The following is a 14,527-nucleotide window of genomic DNA, read 5'->3' as shown; positions in this document are numbered from 1 at the left end:
TTCTTCCCCTTAATTCCCCTTAAAAAAAAACCCTTCAGGAATTATCCTGAAGGGTTTTTTTCAACTACCGGGAAATGTCCCGCTGAAAATTAACGCTTGGCAATTTCCACTACGTCACGGGCGGTATCGCCTGTAAACAGCTGACGTGGGCGACCGATCTTGTAACCAGGATCAGAGATCATCTCATTCCACTGTGCAACCCAGCCTACTGTACGAGCCAAGGCGAAAATTGCAGTAAACAGAGAGGTTGGAATACCAATTGCACGCTGAACAATACCTGAGTAGAAGTCTACGTTAGGATACAGTTTGCGTTCTACAAAGTATGGATCTTCCAGGGCGATACGCTCCAGTTCCATGGCCAACTTGAACAGAGGATCATTCTCGAGGCCCAATGCAGTCAGGACTTCTTTACATGTTTCCTGCATCAGTTTGGCGCGTGGGTCATAGTTTTTGTAGACACGGTGGCCAAAGCCCATCAGGCGAACACCTGATTCTTTGTCTTTGACTTGCTCCATGAATTCGCCGACTTTAGCAATACCACCATTAGCTTGAATTTGCTCAAGCATGTTCAGGCAAGCTTCGTTGGCACCACCATGGGCAGGACCCCACAAGCAAGCAACACCAGCAGCAATAGCTGCAAACGGGTTGGTGCCTGAAGAACCACACAAACGTACGGTAGATGTAGATGCATTTTGCTCGTGGTCTGCATGCAAAATGAAGATACGGTCAAGAGCACGCTCTACAACATCATTGACTTTGTAATCTTCGCAAGGTGTTGCAAACATCATGCGCAGGAAGTTGCCAGTGTATGACAGGTCATTCTGAGGATAGATGAAAGGCTGGCCTTGAGAGTATTTGTAAGTCATTGCGACCAGGGTAGGCATTTTGGCAAGTAGCCTGATCGCTGAAATGTGACGATGCTCTGGATTGGTAATGTCGGTAGAGTCATGGTAGAAAGCAGCCATTGCACCAACCAGACCTGTCATGATGGCCATAGGGTGCGCATCACGACGGAAACCACGCAGGAAAAACTGCATCTGCTCGTTAACCATGGTGTGGTAAGTAACCTGATGGTTGAAATCAGCTTTTTGTGCTGCATTTGGCAATTCGCCATTCAACAACAAGTAACTGGTTTCCATGAAGTCACAATTAACAGCCAGTTGCTCGATGGGGTAACCACGATACAACAACTGACCTTTATCACCATCGATATACGTAATGGCTGATTCACATGAAGCGGTAGACATGAAGCCCGGGTCATAGGTAAACATACCTGTTTGACCATACAACTTGCGAATATCTACAACATCCGGGCCAACTGTACCCTGGTACACTGGAAATTCAACGGACTTACTACCATCGGAAAAGCTGAGCGTAGCTTTTTTTTCGGACAATTTCATCTATATTCCTTACTTAGTTTTATACAACACAATAACTGTTTACCCAGCCTACCCTGCACGCATCAGACCGATCAGACGGTTTATATTAGGCGTATCATAGTCACCCTCTGGCTCTGAACGCGCCAGCAGAAGGTCGAGTAAATTGTTATCATCCAGCTCAAAAAGTTGAGTCAGGGACTTTACATCCTCGTTCGTTAACGAAGATTCATAACGATCCAAAAATTTAGTAATAATCAAATCGTTTTCTAAAAGTCCCCGACGAGCCCGCCAGCGAAGGCGAGCTCGTTCCAATTCCGTCAATTTGTCCATAACAAACTGCTTAGATTGAACGACGAACCAGCATTTCCTTGATTTTGCCGATTGCTTTTGTTGGGTTCAATCCTTTAGGACAAACGTCAACACAATTCATAATTGTGTGACAACGGAATAAACGGTACGGATCTTCAAGATCGTCCAGACGCTCTCCTGTGGCCTGATCACGACTATCAGCAATAAAGCGATAGGCATTCAGCAAGCCAGCAGGACCTACGAACTTGTCTGGATTCCACCAGAAAGAAGGACAGGAAGTAGAGCAGCATGCACAAAGAATACACTCATACAAACCATCAAGCTCTTCACGAGCCTCAGGTGTTTGCAGACGCTCTTTTTCAGGTGGCGGTGTATCGTTAATAAGATACGGACGAATTGAGTGATACTGATTGAAGAAGTGTGTCATGTCCACAATCAGGTCACGGATGACCGGCAAACCTGGCAACGGACGAAGAACGATAGGCTCTTTCAGGTCACGCAGGTTGGTTGTGCATGCCAGACCATTTTTACCGTTGATATTCATGGCATCTGAACCACAAACACCCTCACGGCATGAACGACGCAAAGCAAGACTGTCATCAACATCATTCTTGATGCGAACAATCGCATCAAGCAACATTTTGTCAGTTGGCTGAAGCTCTACTTCCAGCTTTTGCATGTAGGGACGCTCGTCCTTATCAGGATCGTAGCGGTAAATTTCAAATTTGACGATACGTTTAGTACTCATAATATCCTGCTTAGAAAGTGCGTGCTTTAGGTGGGAATGACTCAACAGTCAGTGGCTTCATATGAACTGGCTTGTATTCCAGGCGGCCATCTGAAGAATGCCACAAGGTGTGTTTCAACCAGTTCTCATCATCACGCTCAGGATGATCATTCAATGCATGGGCACCACGGCTTTCAGTGCGGTTAGCTGCTGATTTAATGGTTGCACGCGCAACTTCAATCATGTTTTCAACTTCAAGCGCCTCTACACGTGCTGTGTTGAACACTTTTGATTTATCTTTGAAGTTGATGTGTTTGACCTGTTCTGCCAGCTCGTCGATTTGACCAACACCTTCGTTCAACAACTCTAATGTACGGAATACGCCACAGTGCTGTTGCATTGAAACACGAATACTATTGGCAACATCCTGAACTTTCTCACCAGAAGTACGGGATTCAATCGCATTAACACGAGTCAAGGAGAAATCGATAGATTCTTTTGGCAACGGCTGATGCTCACGCTGTTTCTCAGGGTGAGAATCAACAATATGATTACCGGCGGCACGACCAAAAATAACCAGATCAAGCAGAGAGTTAGTACCCAGGCGGTTAGCACCGTGTACGGATACGGCCGCACATTCGCCAATGGCGTACAAACCATTAACCACTTTTTCTTCGCCATTTTCCCAAGTAACAACCTGGCCATGATAGTTGGCAGGAATACCACCCATCTGATAGTGAATGGTTGGAACAACAGGGATAGGCTCTTTGATTGGATCGACGTTACCAAACTTGATGGCAATTTCACGAATGGATGGCAAACGTTTGTTAATGACGTCAGCACCCAGGTGATCCAGCTTCAGGACCACATAGTTGCCGTCAGGACCACATCCACGTCCTTCCTTGATTTCCTGGTCCATTGAGCGGGACACAAAGTCACGCGGGGCCAGATCTTTCAGGGTAGGCGCATAACGCTCCATGAAACGCTCACCGTCTTTATTCAGCAAGATACCGCCTTCACCGCGAACACCTTCGGTAATAAGCACGCCAGCACCAGCAACGCCGGTTGGGTGGAATTGCCAGAATTCCATGTCTTGCAAACAAATACCAGCACGTGCAGCCATACCAAGACCGTCACCGGTATTGATGAATGCATTAGTTGAAGCAGCCCAGATACGGCCTGCACCACCTGTTGCCAGAACAGTTTTTTTGGCTTCAAGGATATAAATATCACCTGTTTCCATTTCGAGGGCGGTTACACCCAGAACATCACCTGCATCGTTGCGAATCAGGTCAAGTGCCATCCATTCAACAAAGAAATGGGTTTTGGCAGCAACGTTACGCTGATACAGTGTGTGCAACAAGGCATGACCGGTACGGTCAGCTGCAGCACAGGCACGCTGCACGGGCTTTTCACCAAAGTTGGCGGTATGACCACCGAATGGACGCTGATAGATGGTGCCATCAGGGTTACGGTCGAATGGCATGCCGAAGTGTTCGAGCTCATAAACTGCATTGGGAGCCTGACGACACATAAATTCGATCGCATCCTGGTCGCCGAGCCAGTCGGAACCCTTGATGGTATCGTACATATGCCAGTACCAGTTATCTTCGCTCATGTTACCCAGTGAAGCACCAATACCACCTTGGGCAGCAACGGTATGCGAACGGGTTGGAAATACTTTAGACAAAACAGCGACTTTCAGACCAGCCTGCGCAAGCTGCAAAGAACAACGCATACCGGCACCGCCGGCGCCAACAACCACCGCATCAAACTGGCGGCGTGGCAATGAAGAATTAATTGCGACCACGGCTTATAGACTCCAAACAATATTCGCGAAAAACAAGACTGAACCAATTAACCACAATACGGTTAATACATGCAGGGCCACACGAAGGCCAGCAGGTTTCACATAGTCCATCCAAATGTCACGCACACCAATCCAGGCATGCCAGGCCAAAGAGAAAAACGCCAGCGTGGCTGAAATTTGACCCATTGGCAAACCAAAAAAGGTGAAGGTAAAGAACCCTTTCCAGGACTCATAGTTGATGGATGTGAACAGGGCACAGACCAGGAATAAAACAGAATAAACAGCCAGGATGACTGCGGTCATTCGCTGGACGAGAAAATCGAATGAGCCGTAGTGTGCACCTACGACCAGGCGTTTACGACCAATTTGTTCATTAGTTGCCATTTACATAGCTCCAAACAGTTTAATTGCAAAAACCAGGGTGAGGGCAATGCTTGTACCCAGAACGATTGCTGCACTTTTTTGTGCAGACACTTTGTCCATGCCGATATGCAAATCAAGCGTCAGGTAACGGATACCAGCACACAAGTGATGCATAAAGCCCCACAACACTACCAGCAAAACAAGTTTCAGCAAGAACCCGCCAAAACCGCTTCCCAAGGCCGCAAAGCTTTCTGGCGATGCCACACTGGCCGCAAAAAGAGGGATCAGAATAATAGGAAGGCTTAAGAACAGGATTGCGCCACTGATACGGTGCAAAATTGACACTTTCCCGGCAGTGGGCAGGCGGTATTTAACTGCAATAAGCTCTAAATCGAGATTACGATATTCCCGACGCGGCTTTGACGTAGAGTCTGACATAACGGCCTCAAAAAATGAAACGATATACAACAAAAAAAAACAAACCCGGCCAAAAAAACTCATTTGAACCGGCACTAATCAAAACGCTCTCTAGTTTAAACTATTTCTGTAATGATATTGATCGGTCAAGTAAAAACCCCGGCGAATTTCCATGGGACGATCTCCGTAAGTATAGGAGACCCGATCCACCTGCAACAAAGGAAAACCCTCAGAAACATTAAGAAAATCAGCCATTTGTGCATCGGCAGCGATAGCCCTGACCTTTTCTTCGGCCCGTATCATGCTGACACCAAATTTTGTTTCAAACAAACCATACAAGGGCCCCTTGTTATGAATCAGTACCTCACTGGTCAGCCCTTTGAAAACATCGGCAGGCAGCCAGATTTCATCAATAACACTGGGCCGGTTACCCAAATTCATGATCCGCTTAATATATATAAGGGCATCTCCGGTGCGAATCTCAAGCAAGCGGGCTATTTCTTGCGTTGCCTTTTGTCGGCTGCACTCAAGTATTGTACTTTGCGCACGCTGGTTATTTTCGGGATTGTCTGGAGTGAGCCGCAAAAAGCGGTAACGGACCTGGGCCTCATGGTGAGTGGCCACAAAAGTGCCTTTGCCTTGACGCCTGATCAACAGATTCTCGGCAGCCAGTTCATCTATGGCTTTACGCACTGTTCCCTGACTGACCTGAAACCGTGCGGCAAGATCAAGTTCACTGGGAATGCTTTCACCGGGTTTCCACTCACCGGCATGCAGGCTTTGCACAAGCAACGCTTTAATTTGCTTGTACAAAGGACTGAAAGCGGCACCGCCAATGGCTGAGCCCCTGCCGGTTGGGGATGATGAAACTGACATATTTACAGAATAATGAAAACCTGAATTGACGTGCGACATTATTTCACACCTAAGGGTTTCTGTCTATTCTTATATAAGATATAAGTTATAAGACAATTTGACGAAAAGCGGATTTTATTCTAAGATTATCGGCGTTTATCAATAAGAGTTTTCATGAATAATCCGGTGCCAATCTTGGTTTGCCGCATACGCTCTTAAGGCTCTTATCTCTTACGTTCATACCTATTTTGGAGAAACATTTATGTCCAAGCCAGCCCTGCGCGTTGCTGTTACTGGTGCTGCCGGTCAAATCGGTTACGCATTGCTATTTCGTATTGCCTCAGGCGAAATGTTAGGCAAAGACCAGCCGGTTATTCTGCAATTGCTAGAAATCCCAGACGAAAAAGCACAAAAAGCGCTCAAAGGCGTGATGATGGAACTGGACGATTGTGCATTCCCTCTGCTGCAGGAAATGACCGCTCACAGCGACCCAATGACTGCATTCAAAGATGCTGACGTTGCCCTATTGGTTGGTGCACGCCCCCGTGGCCCAGGGATGGAACGCAAAGACTTGCTGCAAGTCAATGCCCAAATCTTCACAGCGCAAGGCAAAGCCCTTAATGCCGTTGCAAGCCGCGATGTAAAAGTACTGGTAGTCGGCAACCCTGCCAACACCAATGCTTATATTGCCATGAAATCCGCTCCAGACCTGCCTGCCAAAAACTTCACCGCGATGTTGCGCCTGGATCACAACCGTGCGCTTACCCAATTGGCCCAGAAATCTGGCAAAGCAGTTAAAGACATCGAAAACCTCATCGTTTGGGGCAACCATTCTCCAACCATGTACCCAGACACTCGTTTCGCTACTGTGAATGGCGAGTCACTGGACAATCTCATCAACGACGAAGCCTGGAATCGCGACACATTCATTCCAACCGTTGGCAAGCGTGGCGCCGCAATTATCGAAGCACGCGGCCTATCTTCCGCAGCTTCTGCCGCTAACGCCGCCATCGACCACATCCGTGACTGGGTGCTCGGTTCAAACGGCAAATGGGTCACCATGGGTGTTCCTTCTGACGGTTCTTATGGTATTCCTGAAGGCATTATCTATGGCGTGCCTGTCATTACCGAAAACGGTGAGTACAAACGCGTGGAAGGCCTGGAAATCGACGCATTCTCTCGTGAACGCATGGATTTCACCCTTAACGAATTGCTCGAAGAGCGTGATGGCGTAGCTGATCTGCTCAAGTAATTCCGATAAAAAAATAGCCACCTAACCGTGGCTATTTTTTTCAGATTTTCCGTATTGATCAAATACAACAGAAAGCTTGTTTTGCATCAAAAGCCTTTGATGACATCATCACCAATGCCCACACCATCAAAATCCTTACCAAATTCGGTGCGGCGGGTTGCCTAAACAAAAAAACTCTCATACTAAGCTTACCCACCGACCTTTAAAATACTGTTTAGATTATTCATCCAAAGTCAGATTCATGGATCGAATCAAATCACCCCATTTTTTCTTTTCCATATCTATAAAAGCGTACATTTCATTAGTACTTCCTGGAGGGAAAATTTCCACACCAAGATTATTAAATTTTTTCTGCATTGATTCATCTTTCAACACTTCATTGACTGCCGCTTTATATGATTCAATCACCTCATTCGGTGTCCCTTTAGGCGCAACTAAAACGTACCAGGCCGTTGCCGAGTAATCAGGATAACCTTTTTCAGCGATAGTCGGAATATCCGGCAAAACATCCAGGCGTTTTCGTGTTGTTACAGCAATTGGCTTAATTCGGCCATCCTTAATAAGCGGCAAGGCAGTGGCAATTGAATCAAACGACATATCCACCTGCCCACCAACTAAATTGGTAAAGGCAGGCATACTGCCGTTAAAAGGCACATGGGTAGATTCCAGCCCTGCCATCTTCATAAACAACGCACCAGCCAGGTGTGTTGACGTTCCTGTTCCTGTAGACGCATAATTGAACGAATTGGCTTCTTTTGAGGAAGCCAATTTTATGAATGACTCAACGCTATCCGCCTGAATCTTGTTATTAACGGTAAAAATAAGCGGTGTTTCAGCGACTAACGCAATCGGCACCAAATCGGACGCATCATAAGACAGTTTTTTGTAAAGCATTGGATTCAATAATAACGTTGAACCCGTTGCCATCAGAATGGTGTATCCATCAGGCCGGGAAGTAGCGACCTGTTTCGCCCCCAGAGCAGTATTTGCACCCGGTTTATTTTCAACCACCACAGACTGCTTCATTTGCTTTTCCAAGCCATGTGCAATAGACCGACTAACCGTATCTGTAACCCCTCCTGCTGCATAAGGAACAACCATCCTGATAGGTTTTTCCGGAAATGCAAACACTTGCGTTTGCGCAAAGGCCATTCCTAACAAACTAGCCGCAATTATGGTTTTCTTTAACATATTCATGTCTCCTGTTTATATTTATAAAGGTTCAAACCACAAAAGACACGATAGCAAAGATAAGCAACCAGTTCTAATACTCTTTCAACAGTCAACAATAGGCATCGTGTATCACCATGTCGATATTTAACTACTCAAATTACGAATACTGGCTTATTGCCAAATCCCGAAATTTAATAGTTGCGACAGAGGCAGTGTTTTTTTTATATACCAATGCAAAGCCAATCCGGGTAATTTCGGATTCATCTGACAACTGAAGATAAGAAAGATGCTTTTTGATTTTTGTTTTCATCACCACAGAGGGCACCAAGGCAATGCCTACACCACTTTCAACCAGGGCCAGTACAGTATCCACCTGAATGGCTATTTGAGTGATTCGTGGAAGAAAGCCAGCCTCCTGACATGCAGACATAACGGCATAATGCAGACCCCTGGCATGGTCTGGAGAATAGACAATAAATGGGTATTCGGCCAACTCTTTCAAACAAACAGCATGACCTTCCAGTTCATGTCCTTTCGGGACAGCCAAGACAAAACCGTCTTTTTCCAGTTGAATCATATCTACAGCCGTATTATCCAGCACAGGGGTACGAATCAAGCCCACATCCAGCTTACCCGCCTCCACATCCTGTACTATCCGGCTGGATATCCCTTCTGTAAAACTCAGCTCGACATTTTCATATTTTTGTTTAAAAGATGGCACCAGGCTTTGCAACAACCCTTGGGTAACTGAACCCACAAAACCAATATGCAACACCCCTCTTGTTCCTTCCTTGATTTCATCTGCCGTGTGCTTCAATTGCTCTGCAAAGTAAAGCAGACGGATTGCATCCGCACGGATTTGCATTCCTTCCGGGGTCAAGGAAACCCCTTTGGAGGTTCGCTCAAACAAACGCACCCCCAACTCAGCCTCCAGTTTTTGAATGGAAACCGATAAAGGGGGTTGGGCAATATGCAATTTTTCAGCGGCCTTATGAAAATTCAAGGTTTCAGCCAACACCACAAAATGACGGAGACGGCGCAAATCCATATTAATTCCTGTAATTTAATATTTTTAATGATATCTAAAGAATATCAAAATTACATTATTTAATATATAAGCATAATCCTGCATATAGCCATATCACATAAGGGTAAGTTCGTCTGAACTGCCCCTGCCAAACGACATGGCATGCTGGGCGCATAACTAAAAAACCGGACCCATCATGAGTCCGGCGTCAAAAGATAACCAAAGACTAAATTATTATCTTGGGCACAGCTCTCCAGTTAACATTGAAAGAACCGTTTCGCCCTCTTGCCCCAATACATGATGGCCCAACCTTTTAGCCCAGTAGGATTGGGTTCCTGCCTCACTTTTGAACTCTCTGATACGTCTGGTATAAAAATGCAGCGCATATTCTTCGGTAATCCCGATAGCACCATGAACTGCATGGGAAATATCAGCTACCTGATCGGACACAAAACTGACCTGGTATTTAGCAATGGCCAACAAATTGGGATCTGGATGATGATTGTTGCTGTTACATGCAATTTGCGCTGCCATGCGTGCGGCCCATACTTGTTCTGCCAAGACGCTGATTTGATGCTGGATTGCCTGGAATTTGCTTAAAGGTCGGCCAAATTGCTGCCTTTGATTGGCATACTCCAGCGTCATTTCAAAAATCCTTTCCATGGCACCCACACTGGGCACCAATGCGGCCAAAGCAGCCAGATTACGCAAATCTTCCAAAGCTTGCGCAGACACTTCCAGCTCAATCGCCTCTTCCAGACGCCAGCTCACGCTGGCAAACAACCCTGCGTGATAAACCTCATGAACCACTGCTTTTTCCTGGGCCAGTAAATAACATGACTGATTAGCCAACACCAAAAACCTGGCTGCCCGGTGACCAAAAGGCAATTTATTAATCACTATCTGTCCTTGCCCTTCAGATATCTGCACCCCCATGGTAGCGATAACTACGGACCCTTCTGGTATGGTTTGCCCGCTGCCATCCAGCCAACTACGAGCCAGCAGGGTACTGGCAAAAGGAACTGGCAAATTAAAATATCCTTCCAGCTTGAACAGGTTTCCCGCTTCTTTCAGACTCAGCCCTGCCCCTCCTTTTTCTTCAGGCAGCATCACATCCAAAAAACCGGAACCCGCTATTTCTGACCAGATCGCTTCATAATCAGTGCACGACAACTCTAGGCTGTTGCCGAATTTTTCTGAAATATCGGCAAACAAACGGCCCACGGCCCCATCAAAAAGATTATCCATACTCAAATTGTCCATTTTTATCTCTTTCTTGTCGCAAGCCCAAACCCCGGGCAATAATTCCCCGTAATATCTCTCGGGTACCGCCACGCAAGGAATAGGAAGGACATACCTGATCCACCAAAGCCAGGGTCTTGATCAGCTCAACGGAAGGCGTCCATTCAGGATATTCACCCAGGCAATCTGCAATCAATTTGGGGATATCCTGCTCCAGCCCGGTGCCGTAATCCTTAACCAGTGATGCCTCCACCGAAGGGTTTTCACCCTTGGCCAGTTTGCTGGTAATCGCCAATGACATGGTTCTTAATACGGCAAGCCGGGCAACAATACCACCCAGCGTTACCTGCACCCGCTCAGACTCCCAGCCTTGCTGCCGGCATTCTTTCAGGAAACACTCCACCAAGGCCATACTGGAATAAATACGCTCCGGGCCACTGCGTTCAAAGGCCAATTCGGCATTGACCTGTTCCCAACCATCGCCTTCATTGCCAATCAGGGCATCATCGGCCAGTTGGACATCCGTAAAAAACACTTCTGAAAAGTGCGCATCTCCAGCCACATCAACAATGGGGCGTACCGTAACACCTGGCAGGCTTAAGTCAATAATCACCTGAGACAATCCTTTATGCCGGTCTCCCGCCTCTCCTGAAGTGCGCACCAAGGCAATCATATAATGTGACTGATGGGCATTCGTTGTCCATATCTTGCTGCCATTAAGCAGCCAGCCTTTGTCATTTTTTTGTGCCCTGGTTTTAATGCTGGCAAGATCGGAACCGGAGTTGGGTTCGCTCATGCCTATGCAGAAAAAAGCCTCCCCCTGACAAATCCTTGGCAAATAAAACTGTTTCTGCGCCTCTGTGCCATAACGCAGAATCAAAGGACCGCTCTGGCGGTCGGCAATCCAGTGAGCCGAAACCGGCGCCCCGGCACCCAACAGTTCTTCAGACAATACAAAACGGGAAAAATAACCTTTTTCCGCACCGCCATACTGCTTGGGCAAAGTAAGGCCCAACCAACCTTTGGCAGCCAGTTTTTTGCTGAACCCGGCATCAAAACCCATCCATGAACGGGCCCGTGCGTAGGCATCCATTTCCTGCATGGCTTCTTTAATAAAAGCCCGCAGTTCGCTTCGAAATTGGTTTTCTTCTTGAGGAAGATAAGCCAGATCAAGAACGTCAAGCATAATAAACCACCCACTTAATTTAAATTTAAAATTATTATTGGTAAGGCTTCAAATCAACGTCCTGACAACATGCGAGTCACGTCATAACTAATCACCGTTACATCATCCTGGTTCTTGATATTAATATGTGTTGAAACCACGGCACGGTTAAGTTTAGAGGTTGGTCTTACCTGTGTGACCTCTACCTCGGCCCAAATCGTATCACCGGCAACCACAGGGGCCAGCATTTTTTTATGCACTTCCAGCAAAGCAAGGCCGGTTCCCTGAACCATAGTTTGCATCAACATGCCTTCGATAATGCTATACGTGAGTGCACCGGGCACCGGACGTCCCTTAATGGCACCGGCATTAAAAGTCTTGTCAATAAAAATGGTTTCCAGCATGCCGGTAACGCTAATAAAATTAACAATATCGGTTTCAGTAATCGTACGTTTAAAGGTTTTGAATTTCTGTCCAACTTCCAGATCCTGCCAGTAAAAACCCTCGCCCAATAATTTTGCTTCCTGTGTCATTTTCTATCTCCTGTAATGTGTTGTTTAGTTCATCAATACTTTATTTGATGAGTTGCTGTTTATAAAATTGTTGAATTTCTTCCGGTGTATAACCCAGATTTTCCATAATCGGGGTCGTGTGTTCACCCAACCGAGGTGGCATTTGCACCAGCACTGTCGAATTTTCCAAACTAACCGGGTTACGCACGAAACGATACTTGCCACTGGTATCCTCAAGCTCCACAAAAAAACCCACATCCTGCAAATGCGGATCCTGCTCAAGTTCATTAATGGCATTAATCCGTGAGGCCGGGATTTCATACTGGTTACAAAAATCAAGCCAATACGTGGTGGTTTGGCCCTCCACAATTTGACCGGTAATTTCGTATAACTGGTTAATATGTTTGGTGCGTTGGGAAATATTGGTAAAACGTTCATCAGCGGCCAACTCGGAATAACCGGCGTGCCGGAAAAAATTCTGCCAATGCAAGTCGGTATAAGGCATCATGCATAAATAACCATCAAGCGTTTTATAAGGTTTGCGCCACTCAGACAACACCCGGTCATATCCCGCATGTTGATTCTGATCGGCCAAATGCCGACCATAATAATGCTCCACCAACATATAAGAAGACATTGTTTCAAACATGGGTACTTCAACCTGCTGCCCACGACCATCCCGTTCCCGCTGGAACAAGGCAGCCAAAATAGCATGGGCGGCAACTAGGCCGCAGGTTTTATCCGCAGCAATAATGGGCAGGTATCTAGGTGTGCCAGATTGCTTCTGCACCACATCGGGTATACCGCTTAAACCCTGAATGATATCGTCATAGGCAGGCATGCCGGCGTATCTGCCTGCATTACCAAATCCATACAGGCCAGCATAAACCAGTTTAGGATTTCGCTGTCGCAGGGTTTGAGGATCCAACCCCAGTTTTTTCATTTTTTGCGGCCGCATACTATGCATGAATACATCAGCCTGATCCACCAGCTCCAACAAAACATCCCTGGCCTGTTCTTGCTTAAGATTTAGTGCAATACTTTGCTTATTGCGGTTAACACCCAGAAAAATAGCCGACAACCCCTCCTCCATGGTGGGGCCGGTATAGCGAGTAGAATCACCCGTTAACGATTCGACTTTAATCACTTCCGCCCCATAATCGGCCAGAATCTGAGAAGCGTAAGGACCAAATACGATGGAAGTCAAATCCAGTACCTTGATTCCTTGCAAAGCAGAAGTGGAAGGCTTGGTGCTATTCATAACTGACTCACATTAATTGAATGAATATAAGGCTAATATCAATTATGATAGTCGTCTAATATTAATTAAAAATCATCTGATATTGATTGAATATCAACCTTAAAAACAAGTTGGCCAACTTAGGTTAAAATCAATCCTTCATAACATTTCCACAAGCCAACCCAAGACTTAAGCTTTATCCTTATGACTGAATTGATACTGATTTACGCGATTGCAATACTAATGGCCTGTTTCCTGATTGCATCGTTTTCCGGTCTCTACCTGATTTTCTTTTCTTTAAAACCCACCAATGAAATGCTTAAGCATCCTTACTTAAGCATGCAGCCGTTCAACCGGTTTTCCTTGTCTATCCGCTGTTCTATATTACTGGACTATTTTTTCAGGCTGTTTTTCCCCAATGTGCAATTCTGGCTGATTGGTCACGCCAACCGCATTTTGCCTCATGTGATTCCGTCACAAGTACCGGTTAAAATAAAATGGCCGTTGCTGGGACTCTGGGGCTGTTGTTTTATTGGCATTCTTTGCATGTGCGTGGTTTGGGGCATTTTGCTAACTCGCTAAACACTGTCAGAGGCAGGCCTGTCATGGTCAGCAGCTTCGTAAAGTATTATCATGTAATTGTCCTCATCAACCACAAAGCAAGCCCATGAACCTGTCGATCCAGCACCTTCCTGAACAGTCACGTTTCCAAACCGTTATTGATGGCCACACCTGCTTAATTGATTACCGGCTTGACAACAATGTGATGCATGTACTGCATACCTTGGTTCCCCCAGAAGTCGGCGGTCGCGGCATCGCTGCGATAATTACCCGTTTTGCCCTGGAAACCGCCAGCCATAATAACTGGAAGGTTCACCCTGTCTGCTCGTACACCGTTGCCTACCTTAAGCGGCACCCTGAATACACCAATGTGGCTTAAAAAGCACTGCCGGTTATTTGGCATAGAAAACAATCACCCAAGACTGGACCTATGCCAGACTGCCCAATAAAAAAGGCGTTCAAACCAGAACGCCTTTTCATACCAGCCTAATTGTG

General features: G+C 46.2%; 16 protein-coding genes. 3 read left to right on the top strand and 13 right to left on the bottom strand.

The window, feature by feature from the left end; all coding sequences use genetic code 11:
* Window positions 1-89: 89 nt before the first annotated feature.
* The 7 genes from ACM5Q9_RS06275 to ACM5Q9_RS06245 form a co-directional block, all read right to left on the bottom strand.
* Window positions 90-1,400: a citrate synthase gene (locus ACM5Q9_RS06275; protein ID WP_418143873.1), complete on the bottom strand. Its 1,311-nt coding sequence runs from the start codon at window positions 1,398-1,400 to the stop codon at window positions 90-92.
* Between the two features lie 48 nt (window positions 1,401-1,448).
* Window positions 1,449-1,709: a succinate dehydrogenase assembly factor 2 gene (locus ACM5Q9_RS06270; protein WP_169295144.1), complete on the bottom strand. Its 261-nt coding sequence runs from the start codon at window positions 1,707-1,709 to the stop codon at window positions 1,449-1,451.
* A 10-nt stretch (window positions 1,710-1,719) separates the two neighbouring features.
* Window positions 1,720-2,436 (bottom strand): succinate dehydrogenase iron-sulfur subunit, encoded by a 717-nt coding sequence (locus ACM5Q9_RS06265; RefSeq protein ID WP_418143872.1) that lies wholly within the window; start codon window positions 2,434-2,436, stop codon window positions 1,720-1,722.
* A gap of 10 nt (window positions 2,437-2,446) precedes the next feature.
* A complete protein-coding gene (sdhA, locus tag ACM5Q9_RS06260) occupies window positions 2,447-4,225 on the bottom strand; it encodes a succinate dehydrogenase flavoprotein subunit (RefSeq protein ID WP_418143871.1) in 1,779 nt (592 codons plus the stop codon).
* A 3-nt stretch (window positions 4,226-4,228) separates the two neighbouring features.
* A complete protein-coding gene (gene sdhD / locus ACM5Q9_RS06255; RefSeq protein WP_418143870.1) occupies window positions 4,229-4,609 on the bottom strand; it encodes a succinate dehydrogenase, hydrophobic membrane anchor protein in 381 nt (126 codons plus the stop codon).
* Window positions 4,610-5,026 (bottom strand): succinate dehydrogenase, cytochrome b556 subunit, encoded by a 417-nt coding sequence (gene sdhC / locus ACM5Q9_RS06250; RefSeq protein ID WP_418143921.1) that lies wholly within the window; start codon window positions 5,024-5,026, stop codon window positions 4,610-4,612. It lies immediately after the preceding gene.
* 90 nt (window positions 5,027-5,116) lie between these two features.
* Complete coding sequence (locus tag ACM5Q9_RS06245) at window positions 5,117-5,881, bottom strand: GntR family transcriptional regulator (protein ID WP_418143920.1); 765 nt, start codon at window positions 5,879-5,881, stop codon at window positions 5,117-5,119.
* A gap of 241 nt (window positions 5,882-6,122) precedes the next feature.
* Between ACM5Q9_RS06245 and ACM5Q9_RS06240 the strand changes: the two genes are divergently transcribed.
* Entirely contained in the window at window positions 6,123-7,112 is a 990-nt protein-coding gene (locus ACM5Q9_RS06240; protein WP_418143869.1) for a malate dehydrogenase, read from the top strand.
* A 219-nt stretch (window positions 7,113-7,331) separates the two neighbouring features.
* Here ACM5Q9_RS06240 and ACM5Q9_RS06235 read toward each other — a convergent pair whose 3' ends face one another.
* The 6 genes from ACM5Q9_RS06235 to ACM5Q9_RS06210 all read right to left on the bottom strand — a co-directional run bounded on the left by ACM5Q9_RS06235 (window position 7,332) and on the right by ACM5Q9_RS06210 (window position 13,492).
* Complete coding sequence (locus tag ACM5Q9_RS06235) at window positions 7,332-8,303, bottom strand: Bug family tripartite tricarboxylate transporter substrate binding protein (RefSeq protein WP_418143868.1); 972 nt, start codon at window positions 8,301-8,303, stop codon at window positions 7,332-7,334.
* 139 nt (window positions 8,304-8,442) lie between these two features.
* Window positions 8,443-9,333 carry a LysR family transcriptional regulator gene (locus tag ACM5Q9_RS06230; protein WP_418143867.1) on the bottom strand — a complete coding sequence of 297 codons (891 nt, stop codon included), beginning with the start codon at window positions 9,331-9,333 and terminating at the stop codon, window positions 8,443-8,445.
* A gap of 213 nt (window positions 9,334-9,546) precedes the next feature.
* The gene (locus ACM5Q9_RS06225) at window positions 9,547-10,560 is read right to left on the bottom strand and encodes an acyl-CoA dehydrogenase family protein (protein WP_418143866.1); all 1,014 of its coding nucleotides are present in this window, start codon (window positions 10,558-10,560) and stop codon (window positions 9,547-9,549) included.
* A complete protein-coding gene (locus tag ACM5Q9_RS06220; RefSeq protein WP_418143865.1) occupies window positions 10,553-11,740 on the bottom strand; it encodes an acyl-CoA dehydrogenase family protein in 1,188 nt (395 codons plus the stop codon). Before ACM5Q9_RS06220 ends, ACM5Q9_RS06225 begins: the two co-directional genes overlap by 8 nt.
* A gap of 53 nt (window positions 11,741-11,793) precedes the next feature.
* The gene (locus tag ACM5Q9_RS06215; RefSeq protein WP_418143864.1) at window positions 11,794-12,252 is read right to left on the bottom strand and encodes a MaoC family dehydratase; all 459 of its coding nucleotides are present in this window, start codon (window positions 12,250-12,252) and stop codon (window positions 11,794-11,796) included.
* Between the two features lie 40 nt (window positions 12,253-12,292).
* Entirely contained in the window at window positions 12,293-13,492 is a 1,200-nt protein-coding gene (locus ACM5Q9_RS06210; RefSeq protein ID WP_418143863.1) for a CaiB/BaiF CoA transferase family protein, read from the bottom strand.
* A gap of 183 nt (window positions 13,493-13,675) precedes the next feature.
* Between ACM5Q9_RS06210 and ACM5Q9_RS06205 the strand changes: the two genes are divergently transcribed.
* Together ACM5Q9_RS06205 and ACM5Q9_RS06200 are read left to right on the top strand one after the other, a co-directional pair.
* Window positions 13,676-14,053, top strand: a complete 378-nt coding sequence (locus ACM5Q9_RS06205; protein WP_418143862.1) for a hypothetical protein — start codon at window positions 13,676-13,678, stop codon at window positions 14,051-14,053.
* Window positions 14,054-14,138: 85 nt separating this feature from the next.
* Window positions 14,139-14,411 (top strand): GNAT family N-acetyltransferase, encoded by a 273-nt coding sequence (locus tag ACM5Q9_RS06200; protein WP_418143861.1) that lies wholly within the window; start codon window positions 14,139-14,141, stop codon window positions 14,409-14,411.
* The last annotated feature ends 116 nt before the right edge of the window (window positions 14,412-14,527 follow it).

Origin of the sequence: Advenella sp. RU8, assembly GCF_048381675.1 — a bacterium.
Lineage (GTDB): Bacteria > Pseudomonadota > Gammaproteobacteria > Burkholderiales > Burkholderiaceae_B > Advenella.
Note: the sequence above shows the minus strand (reverse complement) of the source record. Positions and strands in the feature narration are given on the sequence as shown.